The 21,630-nt window shown below is 66.2% G+C and carries 14 protein-coding genes and 1 pseudogene; 4 read left to right on the top strand and 11 right to left on the bottom strand.

Annotation, left to right across the window (positions count from 1 at the left end):
* Positions 1-191: 191 nt before the first annotated feature.
* Entirely contained in the window at positions 192-425 is a 234-nt protein-coding gene (locus tag AC1RNC_RS09430; protein WP_492840295.1) for a helix-turn-helix domain-containing protein, read from the top strand.
* A 418-nt stretch (positions 426-843) separates the two neighbouring features.
* On the opposite strand, the gene AC1RNC_RS09425 is transcribed toward AC1RNC_RS09430, so the two are convergent.
* The 8 genes and pseudogenes from AC1RNC_RS09425 to AC1RNC_RS09390 form a co-directional block, all read right to left on the bottom strand.
* Positions 844-2,052: a tyrosine-type recombinase/integrase gene (locus AC1RNC_RS09425; RefSeq protein WP_492885662.1), complete on the bottom strand. Its 1,209-nt coding sequence runs from the start codon at positions 2,050-2,052 to the stop codon at positions 844-846.
* A 147-nt stretch (positions 2,053-2,199) separates the two neighbouring features.
* On the bottom strand, positions 2,200-3,420 hold the full coding sequence (locus AC1RNC_RS09420; protein ID WP_492885660.1) for a type II toxin-antitoxin system HipA family toxin: 1,221 nt from the start codon (positions 3,418-3,420) through the stop codon (positions 2,200-2,202).
* 2 nt (positions 3,421-3,422) lie between these two features.
* Positions 3,423-4,034: a helix-turn-helix domain-containing protein gene (locus AC1RNC_RS09415; protein WP_492885658.1), complete on the bottom strand. Its 612-nt coding sequence runs from the start codon at positions 4,032-4,034 to the stop codon at positions 3,423-3,425.
* Positions 4,035-4,330: 296 nt separating this feature from the next.
* Positions 4,331-4,483 (bottom strand): annotated as a pseudogene (locus AC1RNC_RS09410) (PaaI family thioesterase); the annotation flags it as partial.
* A gap of 42 nt (positions 4,484-4,525) precedes the next feature.
* Positions 4,526-4,852: a HigA family addiction module antitoxin gene (locus AC1RNC_RS09405; protein ID WP_492885656.1), complete on the bottom strand. Its 327-nt coding sequence runs from the start codon at positions 4,850-4,852 to the stop codon at positions 4,526-4,528.
* A 15-nt stretch (positions 4,853-4,867) separates the two neighbouring features.
* The gene (gene nadS, locus AC1RNC_RS09400; protein ID WP_492885654.1) at positions 4,868-5,164 is read right to left on the bottom strand and encodes a NadS family protein; all 297 of its coding nucleotides are present in this window, start codon (positions 5,162-5,164) and stop codon (positions 4,868-4,870) included.
* Positions 5,165-5,192: 28 nt separating this feature from the next.
* Positions 5,193-5,507 (bottom strand): type II toxin-antitoxin system RelE/ParE family toxin, encoded by a 315-nt coding sequence (locus tag AC1RNC_RS09395; RefSeq protein WP_492885653.1) that lies wholly within the window; start codon positions 5,505-5,507, stop codon positions 5,193-5,195.
* A 178-nt stretch (positions 5,508-5,685) separates the two neighbouring features.
* A complete protein-coding gene (locus AC1RNC_RS09390) occupies positions 5,686-7,083 on the bottom strand; it encodes a tyrosine-type recombinase/integrase (RefSeq protein ID WP_492885652.1) in 1,398 nt (465 codons plus the stop codon).
* A 645-nt stretch (positions 7,084-7,728) separates the two neighbouring features.
* On the opposite strand from AC1RNC_RS09390, the gene AC1RNC_RS09385 reads away from it, so the two are divergent.
* Genes AC1RNC_RS09385 through AC1RNC_RS09375 form a run of 3 tightly spaced genes read left to right on the top strand, consistent with a single transcriptional unit; the run spans position 7,729 to position 15,138 of the window.
* Positions 7,729-10,779, top strand: a complete 3,051-nt coding sequence (locus tag AC1RNC_RS09385) for a TonB-dependent receptor domain-containing protein (RefSeq protein WP_492885650.1) — start codon at positions 7,729-7,731, stop codon at positions 10,777-10,779.
* A 16-nt stretch (positions 10,780-10,795) separates the two neighbouring features.
* Positions 10,796-13,306 (top strand): zinc-dependent metalloprotease, encoded by a 2,511-nt coding sequence (locus tag AC1RNC_RS09380; RefSeq protein WP_492885648.1) that lies wholly within the window; start codon positions 10,796-10,798, stop codon positions 13,304-13,306.
* A gap of 26 nt (positions 13,307-13,332) precedes the next feature.
* On the top strand, positions 13,333-15,138 hold the full coding sequence (locus tag AC1RNC_RS09375) for a CIA30 family protein (RefSeq protein ID WP_492885646.1): 1,806 nt from the start codon (positions 13,333-13,335) through the stop codon (positions 15,136-15,138).
* A gap of 131 nt (positions 15,139-15,269) precedes the next feature.
* Here AC1RNC_RS09375 and AC1RNC_RS09370 read toward each other — a convergent pair whose 3' ends face one another.
* The 3 genes from AC1RNC_RS09370 to AC1RNC_RS09360 all read right to left on the bottom strand — a co-directional run bounded on the left by AC1RNC_RS09370 (position 15,270) and on the right by AC1RNC_RS09360 (position 21,488).
* The gene (locus AC1RNC_RS09370) at positions 15,270-17,213 is read right to left on the bottom strand and encodes a sialate O-acetylesterase (protein WP_492885644.1); all 1,944 of its coding nucleotides are present in this window, start codon (positions 17,211-17,213) and stop codon (positions 15,270-15,272) included.
* Between the two features lie 62 nt (positions 17,214-17,275).
* Complete coding sequence (locus AC1RNC_RS09365) at positions 17,276-18,013, bottom strand: FadR/GntR family transcriptional regulator (RefSeq protein ID WP_492885642.1); 738 nt, start codon at positions 18,011-18,013, stop codon at positions 17,276-17,278.
* 136 nt (positions 18,014-18,149) lie between these two features.
* Positions 18,150-21,488: a TonB-dependent receptor domain-containing protein gene (locus tag AC1RNC_RS09360; protein WP_492885640.1), complete on the bottom strand. Its 3,339-nt coding sequence runs from the start codon at positions 21,486-21,488 to the stop codon at positions 18,150-18,152.
* Between the last annotated feature and the right edge of the window lie 142 nt (positions 21,489-21,630).

The following is a 21,630-nucleotide window of genomic DNA, read 5'->3' as shown; positions in this document are numbered from 1 at the left end:
CCCCGCGCCAACATCGTCCGTCGTCGGTTGTTTGGTTCGCGTGCTCGGCTCCACCGCACCCCTGACGTCCAGCTTCGTTCACACCACCCATTGCCACGCTTGTGTCACTCCCAAGTGCTACTCATCGTCATCACTTACAATGCTACTTATCGTCTGTCGACTCATAGTCATCAGGCGTCTGATTTGGCGCGATGAAAGCGCCTCCTTCCGACCTGCGCCGCGTGGTGGCTGACAACGTGCGGCGTCTTCGGCGGGAAGCACAGCAAAGCCAGGAAGAGTTGGCTGAGCGCGCTGAGTTGCACCGCACTTATGTCGGGTCGATCGAACGCGCCGAGCGCAACCTCTCGCTAGACAATATCGAGCGGCTGGCCCTGGCGCTGCGTGTCGAACCGGCCGACCTCCTGAAGCGCCCAGATCGCGACTGAGCCGCCGCCGCGGTGTAGCGGCCATAGCGGATGCCGAGCGTAAGATCTGGCTCGGAGAGGTGGGGCAGCTGGGGCTGCCGCGAGATTTGGGCGACGACAGAGTTTGGTGCGGGCGGCCGGAATCGAACCGGCATAGCCTTTCGGCTGACGGATTTTCATACCACTTCGGCTTTCGCCGCCGCGGCGAGGCCGCGTTCGTGGTCTGGACTATCCCTTCGCCATGCCTCGACCGAGGTTTAGGCGCCGCCCGTCTAGTCTCTACACCTTCCCCAAAGGGGCTTGGCTCGGGATCGCCATTTCACAGGGTTCCCCGAATTTGAGCGGTTCTACGTCCTGGGTTTCCCCAAGCGCACTCAATCCTTGGCTTAAGTCCGTTGCGTCTACCAGTTCCGCCACGCCCGCTTAAAACCAACGCGAGCTATAGTCGGCCGGCCGCGGGGCGTCGAGCCTTTCGCGTGGCGCCGGCGGTGGGCTTCGTGGAGCCGCTGGCCTGTCGACGGACTTTGCGGACGTTGACCGCGCCAGCGTCGATGACATCCTTGATGTGGGCCGCGTAAAACGTCTCGATCATCTCGACGCTCGTGCGGCAGTTCTTGGCGATCTGGTAGATGTCCGCGCCTTCGATCAGGCGCAAGCTGATGTAGGTGTGGCGAAGGCTATAGGCCGTGCGACGCCGTCCCTCGCGGTCGAGCTTCAGGTCGAGGGCGTTCAGAACGGCGTTGAGCCGATCGCGTTGCGAGGTTGGAAAGAGGCGGTCTGACGGTGCGCCGCTGTGACGAGCCTGAAGGCGCTGAAACGGAACGACGGCATTGGGCATGCTTTTGCACCACCCGACGCCGCGTTTGCCACGAACCTTGATCTCAAGGATTTGGCCGCCGCCTTGATCGCTTGCGATCGTTACATCCCGGTATTCGAGCCCCGCCGCCTCGTCGGGGCGAAGGCCGGTGTTGACCATGAAGAGCACATAGTCGTGGAGATCCTTGTCGCCAGGAGAGGCGTCTTTACGCCGGGCCCGTTCGCGCGTCTCGGTATAGAGGCGCTTGTAGTCGTCCGGCGACAGCCAGGCGCGATGGGAGACCTTGGTCGAGCGCCGGAAGGGCGTGGAGAGATCTGGAAGGCTGTCCAGCCAGCGATGGCGGTTGGCGGCCTTTAAGATCTGGCGCAGGCAGACGATTTCCTGGTGCAGGGTGCTTGGCGAAGGGGGCTTGCCGTCGCGTAGTTCGCGCATGCGATGGATGCGATAGTCCTGGACCATGCCGGCGGTGATATCGCCAAGGACGGTTGCGCCGAAGAACGGCCCTAGATGGTTGGCGATCCTGGCGCGGTGGCCTTGAACATAGATCGGGCTGCGCTCTCCGCGCGTGATGACTTCGAACTCGTCGATGAAGCGGTCCGCGGCCTCGGCAAAGGTCTTGCCCGCCTTGATGTCGCTGGCGCGGTACTTGCCAAGAAGGCCCAGGTACCAATCCAAGGCGACGTCTTTGGCGCGCGCCAGACTGTCTTCGCCTGTGGTCTTGCGCCGCTGGCGGCCGGCGATTGAGCATGAGCATTGCCAATGGGGGCTGCCGGCGCGCCGGTAAACCTGCACCCGACCATCCATCAAGGCATGACGCACGGACTCGGCCAAAATGCCAACCCGAAAGCTATAGCTACTCTATCCAGGATAGCAGAGATGCTGCTCTCACGCGAGTGCGTGCGGGGGCACGGATTCGCGGTGGGCGATGGCTGCGCGCCGTGTGGGTGTCGTAGCAGGGCCGCGGGGTTCGCGAGCTAGCTAGCGCCCGGACGCCAGCGGCACGACCCCAAGCAGCCGCTCAACCTCGGCTTCCAGGTCCTTTGAGATCGGCAGATGAGACCGCTCGCTACCCCAGACCTCATGGAAGCGGCTTACTGCTTCGGTGGCCGCGTCGCGCGCGAGGCTTTCCGGCGCGCCGGCCTTGGCGGCCATGTAGGTGATCTCATCCTTCGTGAGCTCGGCCACCTTCTTGGTCCTGGCAAACTTGAGGCCGGCGCTCTCGTCGGGAATGTAGATCGTCGTGGAGAGGAAGTCGTACCCCGGCGAGAGCTGCGGCGTCTGACCGTCGGGGTAGATCAGAGACCAGTTCTTCAGATGCATATCGGCGTTGCCGATCAGGGCGTTGAAGACCAACCGTCGAATGAACTCTCGAACGCCGGCCTCGCCCGTCTCTAGCCACAGCACCTTGGCGATGTGGCGGTAGGAGCCCTTGTTATATTTGTCGTCGGGATAGACGCCGAAGACCTGGGCGAAATCCTCGATGTGGACCCGACCGCCGTCTTCCCGGCGATCGAACCGGCGGATGGCGAAAGCGTCCTCGTCGATCTTGCCGATGCCCTCCGGCAGGCCCTCGATCTGGTCGAGAGGTACGAGTTCCACGTCCGGGATGTCCATGCCCATGGTGCGCGCCAGCCTCATCATCGAGAACTCGTTGGCTGCGACACCCCTAAAGCGCACGGACGGCAGCTTGACGATCCAATCGCCGCCTTTGCCGCTCGCCGGAATTGTCAGTCCGCCACTGGTCTTCTCCACCGCGGAGAACTTTAGCTGCACGCCGGCGAGGGAGAACCTCAACGGTCCCTCCTGCGGAGCGCGAGAGGTCTCCTCTGGCAGGTTGTCTTCGTCCGCGACGCCGTCGCCGAGCGGTTGAATGGTTATGGCGCCCGGCAGGTCGGGGCCGAGGACCTCAAGGAGCGGATATTCGCGCACCGGCTTCACACCCGCACGCTTCGCTAGGTAGTCGCGGAGGGGGCCTTCGGGCAGCAAGTTGGAAAAGAACGGCAGTAGGCGCGTCTGCGTGGTTTTGTGATCGCGTAGCAAGCCGCCGCGCTCGCCCTTGAAGGACAGGCTGAGCGTCGGACGTTGTAGATCCTCGGCGTAGGCGTCCTCGAACGAGAAGATCGATTGATCGCCGCCCAAGGCGGTGATCGTTCCAACCCGGCGGTCGTTGAGCAGCACTTCTAGGACGTCGGCGGTCATCGCTAGTCCTCCTCGTCATCGAGGCTGTAGGCTGGGCGTTCCGTCTGAGGCGCATGGACCAATTGGTTTCGAAAGCGCCGTAGCCAGCTCGCCGCGTCGACGTAGCCCTTGGCGTGCCGTCCACGCTGGGCAGGCGGATAGACGGTGAACTGCTCCAGATTTAGCAGCAGACCCTGGAGTTCCTTGATGACCTCGACGCCGCGGATGAGCGGCGCCAGATGTTCGAGCTCGCGGAGGCTGCCCCGGATAGACGCGATGTCCTCCCGGTCAGGCGCCGACTTCAGCGCCTCCTCGGCGGCGGTCTGAAGCTTCTTTAGAAGCTCTCTTATGGTGCGTTCCTCCGAGCGCTCCTCGGCGGACCGTACGGCAGCCTCCACGGCAGTGATGGCCGAGCGCGGCACGAGCTGCAGTTCGAGGTCGAGCGTTCGTGCAAGTTCGATCAGGGTGGAGACCTGGGGATCGACTTCACCATTTTCGAAGCGGGAGATTTGCGCTTGAGGCATGTGGGAGCGCGCGCTGAGATCTCGCTGTGTCCACCCCTTCTGGAGGCGCGCTTGGCGAACGGTCTCTGCGAATGGCGCTAAGCCATAGCGTTTTGATAGCTTATCCTGCATCGGAATTATCCCGTGATGTAGGATTATATATATACGGCTGGGTGGCTCGTCCACATATGATGCAAAATTCTGCATCAAATAGGCCATCTGATATCGCTACATATATCAGAAAAAATAGCGCGGGCCTGTGAATGCGACCGAAACCGTCGTGTAGCTCGCTACAGGAGTAACGCCTAGGCGGCCTTGTCCCGCAGCGTGGTGACACCGATAGGTCTGGACAGGCGCCAAGTTCATTCTTCGACCCAAGCTGGGCGTTCGCGCGGGATGGGGCATGAGGGCGGAGGCGGAACGGACGTCTATGTCGCTGACATCGCCTCGATCGCGGCCTGCTCTGCGGGCCAATGGTCGAAGGCCATAAGAATTTGTTGAGCGGTGCACTCGGCGATCAAAGCACCGTCTTCCCGCCGGAATTCGGCGCGCGCGGTAATGAGCTGTCTCGTCTGGATGACCCGGTTGAAGTTTGTCTTGTCTTCCATTGATGCAGTCCTTCGTCACTGAGGTCTGGCGACGGCCAAAGGAGGGATTGCCTTCAACTCAGCGCCGCTCAAAATCGCGGCCTTCGAGAGCTCGTACTGGGCTTGAAGGCTCATCCAGAAATGAGCGCTGGCGCCAAACACGCGCTCCAGCCGAAGGGCCATATCGGCGGTCAACGCCTTACGCTCGGAGACGATGCGCTCGATGCGGTCGGCTGCTTCCACGCCCATCGCTTTGGCCAACGCCCTGGCGGTCATGTTGCGCGGGGCCAAATAGGCCTCACGCAAGATTTCGCCAGGATGGGGTAGGGGAGAGGTGAAGTCGTAGTCCAAGAATGAGGCCATGATCGCTTCCCTCCATCAATAAAAAAGAGCTCGCTGGACTGCGTCCGGTTCTCGTTCGATGACACGCAGGAGGACGCGCGCGCTCGCCTCCGGCCGTCGCCGCTTCTGCTCCCAATCGCGCACGGTCGCGACCGCGAACCCAAATCGCTCGGCGAAGGCTTCCTGGCTCAATCCCATCTGGGTCCGGATGGCCCTTACGTCGATCTCGGCGGGCACGTGGACACGATAGTTCGCGGGGTCTGCTTTTCCCGCCGAGATCGCGACGGCGTCCTTGAGCCCCGCGGCGATGCTTTCAAAGGCTGTCTTCGTCATTGCTCTCTCCATGCCTGGCTCATCAGATTCAGAGCAGGGCGGTAAGGTCCTTCAGGGCGTTGCGCTCGCGCTGGGTCAGGTTGGCGCGATCGCCCTTGGCGAACACGGTCAGCAAGAACACTTGCTCACCCACCTTGTAGAAGGTGATCAGGCGATAGCCCCCTGACTTCCCTTTGCCTTTGCCGGCCAGACGCACCTTTCGGCAACCGCCCGTTCCGACCATCAGATCGCCGGCCTCCGGGTTAGCCGAAACCAAAAGCACGGCGGCCTTCATCTCGGCTTCGGTCATGCTCGCTGCCTTGGCCGCCTTGAGGTAGGTTGGCGTTTCGACAACCACTTCCATGTCGTCACCCATATACGGCAATGCCGCAGTTCGATCAACAGTTATCTACGGCGCTGCCGTAGGGGACGTTGCGATGGCTGCGCGCCGTGCGGCGCGCGGACGCCAGCGGGCTAGGCCGTTCGGCCCATCCCTTCGCGCTTGGCCGCATCGGCCGGTTCCGGCCTTGGGCGACCAAGGATCACGGCGCGGGTGTCGCGCCGACAGGAGAGGGGCGGACCTTGCGGACATTGATCGCCGAGGCGTCGATGACATTCTTGATGTGGGCGGCGTAATAGGTCTCGACCATCTCGACGCTGGTCCGGCAGTTCTTGGCCACCTGGTAGATGTCGGCGCCAGCCATCAGGCGCGTGCTGATGTAGGTGTGGCGCAGACTGTAGGCGGTGCGTCGCCGGCCCTCGCGGTCGGTCTTCATGCGCAGCTCGTCGAGGATGGCGTTGAAGAGCTCGCGCTGGAACGCCGGGAAGAGGCGATCGAGCGGCTGGCCGCCATTGCGCGCCTTGAGGCGGAGGAAGGGCTCCACCGCCTCGGGCATGCTCTTGCACCAGCCGACGCCGCGCTTGCCGCGCACGGCGATTTCCAGGAGCCGCTCGCCGGTGGCCTCGTCGGCGATCACCGCGACATCGCGATACTCCAGGCGCAGCACCTCGTCGGGACGAAGGCCGGTGTTGATCATGATCAGCGCGTAGTCGCGCAGGTTCTCGCTGGCCTCGCGCCAGCGCTCTTTCCGCGGCCGCGCGACGCGATCATGCAGCGCCGCCTCGAACAGCGCCCATTCCTCCGGCGAGAACCAGGCCCGGTGCGAGATCTTGCCCGACCGACCATACGGCGCAGAGAGGTCGGGAAGGTGATCGATCCAGCGCAGTCGGATCGCCGTCTTCAGGACCTGACGCAGGCAGACGATTTCCTGATGCAAGGTGCTGCGGGCGGGCGGGGCGCCGCGATGGCGGTCGCCCATGCGCATGACGCGATACTCGGCGATCACTCCCGCATCGATCTCACGGACGCTCATCGCGCCAAAGAACGGGATCAAATAGTTGGTTAGGCGCGCGCGATGGCCCGCGACATAGATCGGATTGCGCTGGCCGCGGGTCAGGGCCTCGAACTCGACCATGAAGCGGCTGGCCGCTTCGCGGAAGGTCTGACGGGACGCGCTGGCGGCCGATCGCGGACCGCGCCGGCCCGCGAGCGGCCCTGGACGGGGGATTGGCCGGGCCGCCGTGCGGCCGGCGCCCGCGCCCATGGCGCCGCCGATGGCGGCGTCATGGGCCAGCGCCAGATACCAGTCGTGGGCGAAGGCGGCGGCGCGGGTGAGGCCATCCTCGCCGGTGTTGGCGCGGTGCTGGCGCCCGCCGACCGAGCAGGCGCACTGCCAGTTGGGGCTGCCGTTGCGCAGATAGAGTTGAACCTTGCCGTCCAGGATCGCGTGGCGGCCGTCGCGCGGCGACGAAAGTCCTATGGGGCGGGATTGTGCTAGAGCCCCGGCGGAGTGTGCTAGCTCTGTGCTAAGCTTTGCCTTGGATTTGCGATAAGAAGTTGTTGTTTCTAGGGTTTTTCTAGATTTTGCGGTGGGGCGCATAGGATTTTAAGTCCGGCGCGTCTACCATTCCGCCACGTCCCCGTCCCGCGTGGCCTAAGGGTTTTCGGGCGTAATCACAAGGCTTCGGTCCGCGTGAAGACCGGAACGATCGGCGAACGTCAGGAGGTCTCCGGGACCGCCGTAACGCAAGATCGACCACAGTCCGTTCCCGTTTTCGTCGCGCGTGGCGTCCGCGCCCGCTCCACCCTGAGGGCGCAGCCCCTGGCCGCGTCGGTGGCCGGCTGAGATGAAGCCCGCAACGGACCCGCGCGTCCCGCGCGTGGGGCGACGTCGAACGTCCGGCGGCAGGCCAAGGCCTGCCCGAAGGGCGCGCCCAAGAACAGCGGCGGCCGTGATTTCAGGTTTGATTTCCTCTCGCGTGAGGGCGTTTTCCCGCCCTCGTCAATCCCTTTATCATGGGCAAATATTTGCCTTTCCGTTGAGCAAAAGGCCTCGTTTAGGGTTGTTTCTATGACCATCCCTGCGGCGCCTGTCAGAAAAATTCCCCTTTTTAAAACCCTACAAGTTTGATGGGATTACCTTCCATCGATCCCTTTGGGTTCGGAGTGTGGCGTGAGCCATGCCCTGCTTCGTCTGGAGCAGGGCGGGGGTGGCTCGCGCGTCGCGTTTATTGGAGGGGCTTCCATGATCAACAATCATCGCAAACTCGTGCTTGCGACCACGGCGCTATGCGCCGTGGGCTTCGCCGCCCACGCCTGGGCCCAGACCGCGCCGCCAGCCGGCGCTGAACCCACCGAGATCGAGGCCGTCGTCGTCGTCGGCTCGCAGATCAAGGGCGCGAAGGTCAACGCGGCCCTGCCGGTGACGGTGGTCGGCGAGGACCAGATCAGGGCGTCCGGCGCGGTGTCCGGCGACGAACTCTTCCGGTCGATCCCGCAGATGGGCGACGTGAACTTCAACGCCCAGTACCTGCCAGGCAGCAGCAACAGCGCTCGGGGCGACGTCGGCTCGGTGAACCTGCGCAACCTGGGCATCGGCAATACGCTGGTGCTGCTGAACGGTCGTCGCGTGGTGACCCACCCGACCAGCCAGGCCAACGACAACCTGGTGCCGGTGCTGACCTACAACACCAGCGCCATTCCGGTGTCGGGCCTCAAGCGCTTGGAAGTGCTGCGCGACGGCGCGGCGGCCATCTACGGCGCCGACGCGGTGGCCGGCGTGGTCAACACCGTGCTGCGCGACGATGTCGACGGCCTGACCACTTCAGCGCAATACGGCTTCGCCGAAGGCACGAACCTGAAGGAGTACAACTTCAACGCCTTCGGCGGGAAGAACTTCGCCGACGGTCGCGGCAATGTCAGCGCCTTCGTCTCGTACGACCAGCGCACGAGCATGCGTTCGACCGACCAGGACTACACCGCCTCGCTGGATCGCCGTCCGCTGTTCGCCGGCACCCGCTTCGAGGGCGTCGCCAGCCTGGACGGTCGCAGCGCCACGACGCCATGGGCCTATGTCCAGACGCCGCAGAGCTTCGGCACGGTGCGCCAGGGAACCACGGCGCTGACCAGCAGCGCAGGCTATTTCCACATCCAGCCCTCGACGTTCGCGGGCTGCCAGCTGAACATCAGCGGCGGCATGTGCATTGACGACGGCGCCCTGGCGACCTCGGCCGCCGACCGCGACCTGCGGTTCAACTCGGCCGCCCTGGGCACGACGGTGATCCCGGAACTGAAGCGCACCAACGTCTTCCTGACCGGCCACTACGACATTTCCGAAGACCTGACCGTCTTCGGCGAACTGGGTCTCTATCACGCCAAGACCAGCGCCCTGCAGGCGCCGATCGCCACCCTGTCCTCGGGCGTGATCAGCATCCCCGCCAGCAACTACTGGAATCCCTTCGGTCCGGTGACCTTCGCCAACGGGACGGCCAATCCCAACCGCCTGCCCAATCTGAACGTCCCGGCCAGCGGTCTGTCGTTGACCCTGCGCGGCTACACCTTCGCCGACCTGGGCCCGACGCATGTCGATGTGACCAACGACCAGTATCGCGTGCTGGCCGGTGTTCGCGGCGAGAAGTTCGGCTTCGACTGGGAATCGGCCCTGGTCTATTCGGAAGCCACCGCCGACGACATCAGCGACAACATCTCCAACACCAAGCTCTACGCCCAGCTGGCCCTGTCCACGCCCGACGCCTACAACGTCTTCAACGGCTCGGACATCAACAACCCCAGCGGCGCGGACACCACCCGCAACAGCGAGGCGGCGATCAACGCCATCCGCGTCAAGATCAAGCGCCGCACCAAGAGCAGCCTGGCCTCGTGGGACTTCAAGGTCTCCAAGCCCGACCTCTTCAGCCTGCCGGGCGGCGACGTCGGCGTGGCCTCCGGCGTCGAGGTGCGTCGCGAGACCCAGCTGGACGACCGCGACAAGCGCATCGATGGGACCATCACCTTCACCGATCCGATCAGCGGCGCGGTGCTCAGCGACCTGATCAACTCCAGCATGAACCCCGACACCAAGGGCCATCGCTCGGTCGCTTCGACCTATATCGAGTTCGCGGTTCCGCTGGTTTCGCCCGAGATGTCGATCCCGCTGGTCCATCGCCTGGATCTGCAGCTGGCCGGCCGCTACGAGCACTACAGCGACTTCGGCAATACGGCGAAACCCAAGATCGCCGGCGCCTGGGACCTGGTCGACGGCTTCCGCATCCGCGGCTCGTGGGCCAAGGGCTTCCGCGCCCCGAACCTGGAGCAGATCAACGCCACGGTGGTGTCCCGCTCGAACAACCGCACCGACTACGCCTTCTGCGAGGCCGACCTGCGGGCGAAGCGCATCACCTCGTTCGCGGGCTGCTCGCGGTCACTGCTGACCACGGCGCGCCGGGCGGGCAACCCCGACCTGAATCCCGAAGAGTCCGAGACTCTGTCGTACGGCGTGGTCCTGGAGCCGAAGTTCATCCCGGCGGAATATGGCCGCCTGACCTTCACCGTCGACTACTGGAAGGTCAAGCAGACGGGCCTGATCGGGGTGTTCGGCGAGGGCAACGCCCTGATCCTCGACTACCTGCTGCGCCAGTCGGGCTCGAGCAATCCCAACGTCATCCGCGCCGCCCCGACGGCCGACGACAACGCCGCCTTCGCCGGCACCGGCCTCGCGGCCGCCGGCCAGGTCCTGTACGTCAACGACAAGTACACCAACCTGCAGCCGCAGGACGTCGAAGGGCTGGACCTGGGCCTGATGTATCACCTGTCGACCGACAAGCTCGGCGACTTCGACCTGAACGTGAACGCCGCCCACCTGATCAAGTACTACCAGTCGCCTTCGCCGGGCATCGCCGAGCTGATGGCGGCGCGGTCGGCGGGCAAGATCAACGCCGGCACCACCATCACCGGCGGGGGCGACCTGTTGAAACAGAACGGCAAGACCGACTGGAAGGTCTCGGCCGCGCTGACCTGGCGCTACAAGCAGCTGACCGTCGGCGGCTTTACCCAGTACATCGGCGAGTACAACGACACGGCTCTGCTGGACTCGACCGGCGCGCCGTGGGTCGTGGACTCGCAGATCACCGCCAACCTTTACGGCGAGTACGACTTCGCCCAGGCCAACACCAAGCTGCGGCTGGGCGTGCGGAACATCACCGACAAGAATCCGCCGCTCAGCTCGACGGGCTACGACGGGACGGTCTATCTGCCGTACGCGCGCTACTGGTACGTCTCGGTCAAGAAGACGTTCTAGGAACAAGGGACCGATTGTGAAGTACGAGTTCAGCGCCGACCGGGCGCGCTGGCGGGTTTCGAGCGCGCTTGTCGCGCTCGCGCTCGCCGCCGCGCCGGCGACTTTCGCTCAAGCCGCTGGCGCGCCCGCGCCGGCGGCCGCCTCGCCCTTGGGGCTGCTGCCGGTGAAGACCGACGCGGCCAAGGGCGCCGTCGTCATCACCCTGCCGGCGCCCGCCGCCGACGGCGTGTCGGGACGGTTCCTCTATCAGCCCAGCCTCAGTGGCGGCCTCGGGTCGACGCCGGTGGGCCTGGACCGGGCCGCGACGGGCGAGACCCAGGTGCTGATCTTCCGGCGGGTCGGCAAGAAGGTGCTGATCGCTTTCGAGAACTACGGCTTCCGCGCCGTCGGCGGAACGCCCGAGGAAACCCGGACCGTCCAGGACAGCTTCCCGGCCTCGGTCGTCTGGTCGGGCGAGGTGATCGCCGAGAAGCCGGATGGCGGCGTCTCCGTCGACATCGCCTCGTTTCTGCTGCGCGACGCCTTCGACATCGCCGGCGGCCTCAAGCGCGGCAAGCAGGGCGCCTACAAGCTGGCCCCGGCGCTCAGCTATGTCGACCTGCCGGTCACCGGCGTCTTTCCCGACAACCTCGAATTCGAGACGCGGCAGACCTTCACCGCCGATGATCCGGGATCCGAGGTCAACGGCATCGCCCCGGACGGACGAGCGGTGACCTTCGGCGTCCATCACAGCTTCATCCGCCTGCCGGCGCCGGGCTTCGTTCCGCGTCCGCAGGATCCGCGCACGGGCACCTCGGCCCAGGTGCTGTTCGCCGACTACGCCACGCGGTTGGACCAGCCGATCGTCCAGCGTCTGGCGCGTCGGTTCCGGCTGGAGAAGACCGATCCGACGGCGGTCCGCTCGCGGGTCAAGAAGCCGATCGTCTACTACGTGGACCGCGGCGCGCCCGAGCCGATCCGCACCGCCCTGATCGAAGGCGGCCAATGGTGGGCCAAGGCCTTCGAGGAGGCCGGCTATATCGACGCCTTCCGGGTGGAGTCGCTGCCCGAGGGCGTCGACCCGATGGACGCGCGCTACAATGTCGTCAACTGGATTCACCGGCAGACCCGCGGCTGGTCGACCGGGACCACGGTGGTCGATCCGCGCACGGGCGAGATCGTCCGCGGCGTCGTCCAGCTGGGCTCGCTGCGCGTGCGCCAGGATCGCCTGATCTTCGAAGGCCTGGTTGGCGCGGACAAGACGGGGAAGGGTGGTCCCGACGATCCGCTCAACGTCTCCCTGGCCCGCATCCGCCAGCTGTCGGTGCACGAGATCGGCCATACTCTGGGCCTGGCCCACAACTTCGCGGGCAGCACCTACGACCGCGCCTCGGTGATGGACTATCCCGCGCCGCTGGTAAGGATCGAAGGCGACCGCCTGGACCTGTCCGACGCCTATGCCAAGGGCGTGGGGGCTTGGGACCGGTTCGCGATCAATTGGCTTTACTCGCAAGGCGCGCCCGGCTCGGACGAGGCCGCGCGTCTGGATCGCCTGGCGCGCGACGCCCAGGCCAACGGCCTGCGCTTCGTCACCGACGGGGATTCGCGCAGCGCCGCGGCCGGCCAGCCCTATGGCGCGCTGTGGGACAATGGTCCCGATGCGGTCGCCGAGCTGGAGCACGTGCTGGCCGTGCGCAAGATCGCGTTGAGCAAGTTCGGCCTGGTCAACCTGCCCAGTGGCGCGCCGGCGGCGGACCTGAAGCGTGTCCTGGCCCCGATCTACCTGTTCCACCGCTACCAGGTCGAAGCCGCCGTGAAGCTGATCGGCGGCGTGGACTATTCGTACGCGGTGCGCGGCGACGGCCACGAGGTCGCGTCGATCCCGTCGGCGGCCGTCCAGCGCAAGGCGCTTGACGCCCTGCTGCTGACCACCGACCCGGCCACGCTGGACCTGCCCGACCCTCTGTTGAACCTGCTGTCGTCCGGCCAGTCGGGCGTGCGCGACAAGGCCTATGAGATCGAGATCTTCCCGACCTCGGGGCCCGCGGTCTTCGACCTGCCGACCGCCGCCGAGATGGCCGCCGACCAGACCGTGTCGCTGTTGCTGAATCCGCAGCGGCTGAACCGGGTGGTCGAGCAGAACCGCCGCGATCCGGCCCAGTTGGGCGTGGCCGAGCTTGCCGAGCGCCTGCTGGCGGGCGTGACCCCAAGCAAGGCCGAGGGGCGGTTGGGCGACCTGCGTCGTCGCATACGCGCCCGCGTCGTCGGCGACCTGGTCGAAGCGCAGGGCGACAAGGCGCTGTCGCCGACAGCGGCGGTCCAGATCGACGCGGCGCTGCGCACCTTCGGCAAGACCCTGGCCGCCTACAAGGGCGGCGGGGCCGAGGGCGACCAGGCCGCGGCGCTGTCGCGCGCCCTGCTCAGCGACGACATCGCCGTCAGGCAGGCCCTCGCAGCGCCCCGCTCCGGCGCGGTCGAGAGCCTGCCGCCCGGCATGCCGATCGGTGGGGAAGACTGCTGGTTCTGCGCCCCGAGCGCAGGTTTGTAATGCGTATCCAAGAAGGAAAGCGTCCCATGACCGCTCACCATGCCAGGCTGCTCGAGGTCTCCCGTCGAGGGGCGCTGATCGTCGCCGCCGGCGTCCTGCTGCCGATGGCCGCCGCCCAGGCCGCGACGCCGGCCCTGGCGATCGTCAACGCCCAGATCTTCGACGGCGCCGGCGCCGCGCCCTACAGGGGCGGCCTGGTCGTGCAGGACGGCCGCATCGTCGATGTCGGCCGCAGCGTGAAGGTTCCCAAGGGCGCCAAGACGATCGACGCCAAGGGCGAGGCCGTGGTGCCTGGCTTCTTCGATGTCCACACCCACTGGACCCCCGCCGGCGCGCCGAACATCACCCCCAAGATCGCTGACGCCTATGTCGCCGCGGGCGTGACCACGGTGAACGACTTCCACCAGCAGCCGGAATCCTTCGCGCCGCGTCGCCGATGGCTGTCGACCCTGACCACGCCGCACGTCAACTTCGTGGCTCGGGTCAGCACGCCTGGCGGTCACGGCGCCGATTGGGCCGACGAGGCCACGACCCGCTGGGTGAACACTCCCGAGGCGGCCAAGGCCGCCATCGAAGGCTTGGCCCCCTACAAGCCCGACGCGATCAAGGCCTTCACCGACGGCTGGCGCTATGGCTCGGCCCCGGACAACACCAGCATGGACGGCTGGACGCTGAAGGCCCTCACGGACTCGGCCCACAAGCTGAACCTCAAGGTCCTGTCGCACACCGTAACGGTCGAGCGCGGCACCGTCGCGGCGACCAGCGGCGTCGATATCATCGCCCACAGTCTGCAGGATGGCCCGATCGACGCCGAGACCGTCGCGAAACTCAAGGCCAACGGCACGTTCTACGCCCCGACCCTGGCGGTCTACGAGCCGGTCAAGCCTGGCCAGGCGCCGCCGTCCGACCCCGATAGCCCGCGCGCCAAGCTGGCGGTCCAGAAGTTCGGCTATGCCCTGGCCAACGTGAAGACGCTGAAGGACGCCGGGGTGCCGATCGCCCTGGGCACCGACGCCGGCATGCCCGGCACGCCGCACGGCGCCTCGACGCTGCGCGAGATGGAACTGCTGGTCCAGGCGGGCCTGACCCCGTCCGAGGCCCTGATCGCGGGCACCGCCACCAGCGCCAGGGCTATGAACCTGTTGGCCGACCGCGGCACGCTGGAGAAGGGCAAGCGCGCCGATTTCGTGATGATCGCCGGTCAGCCGTGGACGACCATCACCGACATCCGCAAGGTCGATCGTGTGTTCATCGACGGCAAGGCGGTGTTTGGGCCCGGCTCGACCCGCTCGGCCGACAATGACAAGCTCACCATGCCGACCCTGAAGGCCAAGGGGCCATTGGTCGACGACTTCGAGCGCGCCGACGGCCGAACCAGCCTGGACACCCTGCGCCTCAGCGACTTCGACGGCGGCCGTGATCGCAGCGTCGAGGTCCTGCAGACCGTCGACCGCGGCAATGGCGACCACGTGCTGAGCGTCGCGGCCAAAATGGCCCAGAAGGCCGAACCGGACGCCGGCGTCCTGCTGCCGCTGAGCCGTGGCTCGGTCGAGCCGGTCGACGCCTCGGCGTTCAAGGGCGTGACCTTCGAGCTGCGCGGCGACGGCGGCGCCTATGTCGTGACGATCAACAGCGTCTCGGGCGCGTGGGTCGCCACGGTCTCGGCCAACGGGACCTGGGAGAAGATCACCATCCCGTTCGCCGACTTCAAGCGATCGGGTCGGGGCGCGGGGGCCTGGACCGGGACGGACCTGCTGGAGGTGGGCGTCTCGGGTTCGCGTCCGGCCGGTCGAAAGCTCTGGTTCGAGCTGGACGATGTGACCTTCTACTGAGCCTTTCCGCTGACCCCGCCGCCGGACGCCCTCGCTCGAAAGGCGAGGGCGGCTTCTGGCGCGGGTTCGACCGCCAGTTCCCAACGTGTCCTGCGCGCCGACGCGCGAAGCGGCGTCCGCCTCGCGCGTCGCTAGTCGACGGGGATCTCGAAAGGCCCCACAGGCAGGTCTTCGCTGTTGAACAGGTTGACGAACGGGGAGTCGCTCCAGGCATAGCGGATGGCGCGGATTTCGGGCCGATTGGCGCCGGATAGCGTCACGTGGTCACCGGCGGCCATGGCGGACGCGTAGCGGCATCGCCGATCGCGGTCGCAGACCTCGAAGCCGATGGCGGTGTCGCTGCTATAGGTGCGCAAGCCGTCCGCGGCGTCGCTGAAGCGCACGACCAGGTCGTCGCCCGAACGCGTCGTCGCCACGGGGGAGGGGCTTTGCGCCACCGTCTCGCCATAGGCCACGCGCCGGGCGGTCAAGGCCAACCGGTTTCCCACGACTGTCTTCTGGCCGGGGTGAATGTCGTAGCGGTCGCCGATGTCGATAATCGAGGTCAAGCCCACAAGGTCGAACGTCTGGGCCGTTCGCCGCTGATGCTCGCGCACCTCGGCGGTCTTCGACGCGCCGGGATGGTCGCCGACTGGACCGTAGTTCGGCAGCTGGGCCAGCACGAAGGGCAGGTCCGTCACGCCGAACGCCGCGCGCCACTGTTGGATCAGCGCTGGCAGAAGACGACCGAAGCCCGCCGGGTCATGGACGTTGGACTCGCCTTGATACCAGGCGACCCCTTTGACGGTGTAGGACGTCACGGGCGCGACCATGGCGTTGTACAGACTGCCCGTGCCCTTGGTCGGATCCCAGGGGGTCACCGGAACACCGCCCAAGGCGTCCAGCGGCGCTGAGACGCGATAGCGCCAGGCTTGCGGCAGCGGCGTCTTCGTTCCGTCCGCCAGGGCCAGGAAGCGCTGGTCGTCGGTGTCGTAGAGGCCGCCGGAGCCGCCAGAATCCAGCACCCGGACCGCGACGACGTTCCGGCCCGCCACGAGCAGGCCCTTCGGCAAGGCGTAGCCGCGTCGCGTGGTGCGCCCCTCGATGCCGCCGACGCGCACGCCATTGACGAAGGTGGTGTCGCTATCGTCGATCAGGCCCAGGGCGATGCGCGTCGCGCCCTCCGCCTGGGCCTTGGTCAGGGTGAAGGCGGTGCGATACCAGACCGCGCCGTTGAAGCTGGCCAGCTCCGGGTCGCCCAGGCGCTCCCAGACCCTTGTCGGATGGACCGGCTTCCAGCCGGCGTCGTCGAAATCGGGCCGGGCCCAGGCGGCCTTGGCGTCGGGTTCATGGGCCGTCCACCAGGCGTCGAAATAGCGCGCCTGACGCGCCTCGCCGGCCTGCGCATCCTTGGCGTAAAGGTCCAGGCGATCCAGCGCGTCGTCATAGGTCTTGAGGGGACGCAGCCCGGCCTCGCCGATCCAGGCCTGGGTCTGGGTGCCGCCCCAGGTCGCGGTGATGAAGCCGACCGTCACGCCGAAGTGGGCCTGCAGCGCCTTGGCCATGAAGTAGCAGGCGGCCGAGGCCGGGCCGACGCTCGCCGGCGCCGCCAGAGCCCAGCCGCTGACGGCCTTGGCCTCGTCGAGCGGGCGCGGAGCGACATCGCGCCCGACGTCGGTGAACCGCAGCAGCGGGTTCTCGGAGTCCCGGACCTCGTTGCCGCCATTGGTCGCGTCTTGCAGCTTAAGGCCCATGTTCGACTGTCCGGAGCAGAACCAGACCTCGCCGACCATGACGTCGTTGAGCACGGTCCGCGCGCGGCCGTCGGAGACGGAGAGCGTGTAGGGGCCGCCGGCCTCCATGGGTTTGGTCGTCACCGCCCACCGCCCGTTCGCGTCGGCGGTCGTCGCCAGGCTCTGGCCGCCGATCTCGACGCTCAGGGCGGCGCCCGGGGCGGCCCGACCGCCGAGCCGAACCGGTTCGCCCCTCTGCAGAACCGCGTGATCGCTGAAGAGGTTGGTGAAGCGGGGGGCTTCGGCCAGAGCCGGGCCGCACCACAGGGTTCCGGCTAAGGCCAGAGTGGCGACGCTTTTCATGCCGTTTCCTCGATGTCGTCGGCTGGGTTCGTCCGCCCAGTCTTGTGTTGCCCGCTTTGGGCTCAGGCGGCGCCGTGCTGCACGGAGAGCTTGAAGCGGTCGCGGTGCTGTAGCGCCTTGCGGCGCAGCTGCACGATGGCCTCGGTCTCCTCGGCCGCCAGCATGGCTTCGAAAAGGCGGCTGAAGTGCTCGCGCATCGCCAGCCGCGCGGCGTTGGGATCGCGGTTGCGGATGGCCTCGAACACCGCCCGATGCTCCTCGATCCGGTCCTCGAACCCGCTCTTGCAGACGTTGCTGTAGACTTGGACGACCCGCGGCGCCTCGTTGCGCATCCGCCAGAGGGTGCGCACGAAATGCTCGATAATGGGGCTGCCGCTGTTCTCGGCGATCAGAAGATGGAAGCGCTCGTCGGCCTCTTCGGCCGCCTCGTCATTGCCCGCCATCACCCGCATGGTCTCTTCCAGCAGCGCCAGGGACTCGGAGGACATGTTGAGCGCCGCCAGCGCCGCCGACTCGGCCTCGACGACCGCGCGGACCGTCGTGAGCTCGAACGCATCAACCTCGGTCAGGGGAGACAGGTCGGCCGGCCGACGGGGGCGGACATAGACGCCCGAGCCCGTCTTGACGGCGATGTAGCCCTGCGCCTCGAGGGCGATCTCGGCTTCCCGCACGGTGACGCGTGACACGCCCAGCCGCTCGGCCAGCTCACGCTCGCCGGGCAGTCGGCCGCCCGGGGCGAACTCACCAGACTCGATGAGCTCGATGATCTGCTTCGCGACCTGTTGGTAACGCCTATCCATGGTCATCCGCCGATGCTCCGCTGCCGCTCGTCCGGGTCGTCTTGAGACGACTCGGCGTTCCCAACTCGGGCTGATGGGACATTGGAAGGTTCTATCAGGGGTGAACCAAAGCGGTATACCCCTGATAGACCAAAGCCTAGTGCTTGAACCGGAACCCGACCGTGAACTGTCGCCCGGGCGAGCCATAGAGCGCCGCCACCGGATTGTCTGCGTAGTAGTACCGGCTGGTCGCCTGGTTGGTCATGTTCAAGCCCTCGATCGAGAAGGACGCCTGGCTCGACAGCTTGTAGCTGAACGCGAAATCGACGTTCAGCGTGTCCTTGGATCCGCCGAAGTCGTTGATCAGCGGCGTGTCGCACGCCACGCCGCCGACGACGCCCGGCGCACAGGCGCCGGCCACCAGCGGGTAGGTCGTGTAGTAGCCGTCGCGTTGGGCCAGGGAGACCCGCGTGTTGATGCGCTTGTCCTCGTAATAGAGCGTCAGGTTGACCGCGTTGGGCGACGCGCCGAGCCACGGGGCTTTGCCCAGGGTCGCCGGCGTCGTGTCGGTGCCGGGATCGAGGATGTAGGTGAGCTCGGACTGGATGTGGGTGGCGTTGAGCTGGATGCCCGTGTTCTTCAGCAGTCCGGGCAGGAAGGTGAAGGCCTGCTGGTAGTTGACCTCCCAGCCCTTCAGCTCTCCGCCGGGGGCGTCGCGGAACTGGCGCGCGGTCGCATCAAAGTCGCCGCGGATATAGGCGGCCTGGTCGCTGTTGGCGCCGAACTGCTCGATCAGGCTGGCAAGCCCCTCGGCGTCGAGGAAGGTCGACAGCGGCGCGGAAAAGCGCACGGTCTGCGGATAGGAGCCGATCTTCTTCTTGAACACCGCCACCGAGATCAGGCCGCCCTCGGCGTAGTACCACTCCACGGCGGCGTCGAAATTGTTGGCGCGGAAGGGCGACAGCTTGGGATTGCCGATCGTCAGGGTGGCGCCGGAGGTCATCCCGCCCTCGGGAATCGTCAGCTGGGTGATGGTCGGGGCCAGCTGCTGCAGGGTCGGGCGCGACATGGTCTGGGCCGCGCCGAACCGGAAGTAGAGATTGTCGCGCGGGCGGATGGCGATGTTGAACGACGGCAGGACATCCGAATAGGAATTCCCGCCCTGGACGGTGCGTCCGCCGGTCGAGCGGCCGGTAGAGTCCACGTCGGTCTTGGCGTAGCGCACGCCGATGTTGCCGAAGGTGTTCCAGCCGTCCAGGAAATCGTAGTTGAAGTTGACTTGGCCGTAGGCGCCCTCGGTCTTCTCTTGCACGGCGAAGGTCTCGCGCCCCTGCTGGCGGAACTGGGTCAGACGCCAGTCGCCCCACTTGTTGATGCACTCGCAGGTGAAGCCGAACAGATCGTCGAACTTCTGGATGTCCGGGCCGAACCACGACGTCGTCGTGCCGGCGGGCACGTCCAGGCCCTGGCCGAAGTTAATGACCTTGCCGAGGCTGGCGATCGAGACGCCCGCCTCCTTTTCGGTCGGGTTGATCTGGACGTTCTGGCGCTCGGTCTGCGAGGTCGAGAAACGATAGTCGCGCTGGGTGCCGCCGAACTTCAGGGTCAGGTTGTCGTTGAGCTCCCAGGTGAAGTCGGCCTTCCACGAATTGTAGCGGTTCTCGACGACCTTCTTGTGATAGCGCAGGAACGAGACCCCCTTGAGGATCGTCCACTGGCTGGGATCGGCGGCGTTGAAGCCGGCGTCGAACAGCGGCATGTCACCGCCGCCGCGCTCGTCATAGGTGAAGGTGGCCGGCTGATCGAACTGACCCCACTCGGCCATCTTGCCGTAGGAATTGAGCTTGGACCGCGACAGGCCGTAGGTGAAGTCGGCCTTGAACCGGTCGCTGAACTCGTGGGTCAGGTTGAACGACAGCTGGTCGAAGGTGGTGTTGTAGCTGCCCTGGTCGGCGCGCGCCGACCAGTCCAGGTTCCGCAGCTGCAGGTAGTCGGCGACCCCGTTAGTGACATTGGCGGCCAGCACGTCCGTCGCTGGGCGACCGATCTGCTGGGCGCGCATGGCCAGGCCATCGGCGGAGGGGACATAGCCGGGCGAGACTGGCGAGTTGTAGTAGTCGTAAACGTCGAAATTGTTGGGGTTGTACGAGAAGCTCGTACCGGCGACGAGCGCGCCGCCATAGGTCGCCTGGCCGCAATCGATCGGCGAGGCGTAGGCCCCGCCGGCCGTGTAGTTGCAGGTCCCCGGATAGAGCCCGCGCTTGGAGTTCAAGGCGGTCGCGGCGCTGGCCGTGGCGAAGGTCGCATTGGTGTTGTTGCGGTTCAGGCCGAACGGCAGCAGCTGGTTCAGCGTCGAGGTGCTCTTCTGGTTCGAATGCAGCCCGTCGATGGTCAGGCGCGTCCGCGACGAGATATCCCACTGGTAGGCTGCGGTGAGGCCCAGGCGCTTTTGATGCAGGTCCTGTTGCTCGGGACCGGCCAGGGCGGGGAAGATGATCTGCGAGCCGTCCAGCGAGGGGTGGAGCAGGGCGTAGGCGCCCGGATCCGAGCCGGTCACCGCGTCGATATAGGCCGGATTGGTGATGGCGGGCGTGGCGGACACCGTGCCGGGATTGGTCGCCGTCGGATTCGAGATGCGGTTGGTGAACAGCGTGCCGACCGGCGCCGAGAAACCGGCGCGTCGCGGATTTTCCAGCGTCGCCCACGTGGCCGAGCGATAGACATATTCGCCGGTCACGATCTGGCGGCGGTACTGGTCGGTTTCGGAGTCCCTCTCCGAATAGGCGGCCGAGGCCAGGAAGCCCATCTTGTCGTTGGCGAAGCGCTTGGAGAACAGGCCCGCCAGGCGCGGATTGTGGTGCTTGCCGTTCTGGTAGTAGGCGTCCTCGACCGAGAGCGCGTAGCGGTCCTGGCGATAGTCGAACGGCCGGCCCGTCTGCAGGTCGACCGTGGCGCCGAGCGAACCTTCGTCGGTCTCGGCCGAGGCGGTCTTGCGGACCTTCAGGCTGTTGAAGAGCTCCGAGGCGAAGACATTGAAGTCGAACGTCCGGGTGGAATTGATCGCGGTGGAGTTGGTGTCGTTGGTGCCCGCCGTCGATAGCGCCTCGAGGTTGTTGATGCGCACGCGGGTGAAATCGCCGCCCAGCCCGCGGACGGTGATGGTCCGCCCCTCGCCGTTGTCGCGATCGATCGAGATGCCGGGGATGCGCTGCAGCGACTCGGCGAGGTTGGCGTCGGGGAAGTCGGCGATGTCTTCGGCGTTGATGGCGTCGATCATGACGTCCGACTGCCGTTTGACATTCAGCGCGCTCTGCAGCGAGGCGCGGTAGCCGGTGACGACGACGGCCTCGACCTCCTGGGCCTCCCCGGTCGCGTTCGGGTCCTGCGATGCCGGCGCTTCCTGCGCGAAGGCTTGGCCGAAGCCCGAGCCGATGATCAGGCACGTCGATGCCAGCAGCATGGCGCGCACACCGGCGCGCCGTGGATGGGTGTCCATAGTTCTCATCCTCCCCGGATACCAATTTTCTATATTTGGCTTACCTATTTGGTTGACCGCTTGAAAACGAATGTCAACTCCCCATCACGCCGTTTTCCTGAAGCGCTCCCCAATCAGAGCCTAGCAAAGCCTGGCCTTGTCG

Source organism: Caulobacter sp. GW822-FHT01G02, from assembly GCF_058802865.1.
The sequence above is the reverse complement of the archived record's forward strand: the minus strand, read 5'-3'. Positions and strand labels throughout refer to the sequence as shown.